Raw genomic sequence first — 2,032 nt, forward strand, 5'->3', positions numbered from 1 at the left:
AGAACACCACCGCAACGACCAGGAGCCTCGTCTCGTCACCCCACACCGCTGACCTGCACCTTCACCCCAGCAGGACAGGATGAAAACGGTTCAGTTCCGGCCGATCTTCGAGAATTCCATTTTCATGTGACGTCGATCGAGCCGAATCGGAGGTTAGAGCCATGCGTGCGGGCCTCGTGGTCTGTGCACTGATCCTGTCGGTGCGTGACGCGTCCGGCAATCCGAAAAGGCGGGACGAAGAAATCGAGCCACTATTCGGTGGTCGATGACCGCGTGGAGCACAAATCTGCTAGCGCCCCCTTCTGTTAACACGCTGATCCGAAGATGACGAGAAAGAGCCGCCTCGCACATCAATAGTATGACGCGAGTGCAGCAACGGGAAAAGGACGAAGATGACCAATCCGAGTAAGCGGCACGGTCGGCACCGTCTGGCCAAGCAGGCCAGCAAGTCAGACCGTTACGTCGTGAGCAAGGGCATCCCCTCCGCAATGGCTGCCGCCCTCGCCATAGCCGGCGGCCTGCAAATAGCAAACGCCACCACCAGCTCCGCCATGCCGAAACCTATTGGGGGAAAGACCACCGCCAAAAAATCTGATGGTCGCATCTATTACGACCTTGCCGACCTCAATCCGCACACACAAGAGATCTTCAGGACGGCAATTAAGATCTGGAACGACAAACTCGTAGGGAATGGTCATAAGTTTCTTGGCGTCTGGAGCGACCTCACTCCGACGGAAAAGGTGAAGTTAGGGGGGCGTGCTCAAATAAGGGGCGCATATCACGATTGGACCCGCGGTTACGTGCGCGGTGGCACATTGGGTATGGCTGGCCCGGATCGCTACCTGCTGGAGCTCGATACAGCATCATTTGATGATCAAGCGATCAAGAAATTCTGGGATGGGCATTTCGGCCCGCGTCGCGGTTACCCGATGACCAGAGGCCTGAATGGCGACGGCTCACCCGGCTGGCATGCAGTGCGTAACTTTGAAGAATGGAGGGAAGATGTATGGAAGGGGAACTTGAATACGATCCTCCATGAAATGGGGCACACGTTAGGCTTGCACCACCCGCAGCGTCCTGTACGCCCGGGCGAAGTCATGCGGACAGGCGACCGGAAGTTTCCTCAAGTAGACGTTGGCGGCGCTAATTGGCCAGATTCACTTGAACCGAGCCCAGGCGAGGTAAATTTTGTAAAGAACCTCTATCGGTCGGAAATAAGGAAGGTCAACGAGCAGGGTAACCGACAGCCTGCCGGCAACGGCCGTCGACCCAACGACCCGCACTTGCCGCGTCCGACTTCCGACTGGAAGCAGGGGTGGGACCCGGCGGCCCAATCGTGGGTGCCATATGCGGATTGGAACGCCAAGTACGGGGCGAAGCCATACCTCAGCGCCGACGGGAGGTACGTCCACGACTCGAAGGCAGGCTGGGTAAGCGAAACATGGAAGAAGAATTCCGCGCCAGTTGCGGAGCAGCAGTCACTCAAGGATGCCGAGCCGAAGGCTGGGGACGCTGACCGGAAGGCGACGGAGGACGCCGCCCGGAAGGCCAAGGAGGACGAGGCGAAGAAGCGTCAGGAGAAGGCTGATCGTCAGCGCGCTGAGGAGCAGGAGCGTCAGCGTCAGGATGAGCAGCGGCGTGAGGATACGCGGCGTCGCGAGGAGGAGCGGTAGTCGTCCAGTGGTCTGGTGCCTGGGGGCCGCCAAACCGTCCATAGGCTGGTCCTGGCTCCCCAGGCGATAAGGGAGACGCGCCCTTGTCATCACCGCGTTGCATGCGGCATGTGCGGTGAGTGCCGGCAGCGCTTCTCGCACATGCCCTGTGGCGGCAGTGCAGCGACCCGTTACGCCACCAAGCTGCCCGCGGAGCGGTGCTGTCACGTGAGTTTGTCCCGTGAGGTGATCTTCAGGTTGGTCGTCCGGGGAGGGACTGCTGGTGGGTGCGGGTGCGCCGTCGTACAAGGGCCACCGCTACCGGATGGAGGTCGTTTCGCACTGTGTGTGGCTGTACTTCCGCTTCCCGTGGTCGTTCC

Annotated in this window: 1 protein-coding gene and 1 pseudogene; both read left to right on the forward strand. The window is 60.1% G+C overall.

Annotated features, from left to right (window positions below; translation table 11 throughout):
- Positions 1 to 464: 464 nt before the first annotated feature.
- Positions 465 to 1,673, forward strand: coding sequence for a hypothetical protein (locus tag ABZ624_RS42830; RefSeq protein WP_360101143.1), 1,209 nt, complete (start codon positions 465 to 467; stop codon positions 1,671 to 1,673).
- A 262-nt stretch (positions 1,674 to 1,935) separates the two neighbouring features.
- Positions 1,936 to 2,032: pseudogene (locus ABZ624_RS42835) on the forward strand (IS6 family transposase); the annotation flags it as partial.

Source organism: Streptomyces sp. NPDC007205 (genome assembly GCF_040634095.1).
Lineage (GTDB): Bacteria > Actinomycetota > Actinomycetes > Streptomycetales > Streptomycetaceae > Streptomyces.